The following is a 266-nucleotide window of genomic DNA, read 5'->3' on the forward strand; positions in this document are numbered from 1 at the left end:
ATGGATGCTGAGCGGATCGACCGAGCGCAGCCAGGAGACGGCCTGAGCGGTGCCCCTTCGGGCCTCCGACACGATGTTGGTGTCGACCAAATACATTAGAAAGCCACATCGCGGCTGGGAGTCTTGACACGCTCCTCGACAGCATCGGCGAGCTCTTCGTCCCAAGCCGGACCGCTCAGCAAATCGTCGACCAGGGTCGGCCGGCCGGCACGCAGCGCGTCGTAATCACGGGCCGACAACACGACAGCGGTTCGCTCGCCGCGCAG

General features: G+C 65.0%; 1 protein-coding gene and 1 pseudogene. Both read right to left on the bottom strand.

Annotated features, from left to right (window positions below):
- A pseudogene (locus AC2YI2_RS35295) lies at positions 1 to 96 on the bottom strand (type II toxin-antitoxin system VapC family toxin); the annotation flags it as partial.
- Positions 96 to 266, bottom strand: a 171-nt coding sequence (locus tag AC2YI2_RS35300; protein ID WP_487391161.1) for a prevent-host-death protein, incomplete at its 5' end; no start/stop codon positions are given. The gene AC2YI2_RS35300 and the pseudogene AC2YI2_RS35295, both read right to left, overlap by 1 nt.

The organism is Rhizobium sp. SRI_017 (assembly GCF_057586295.1).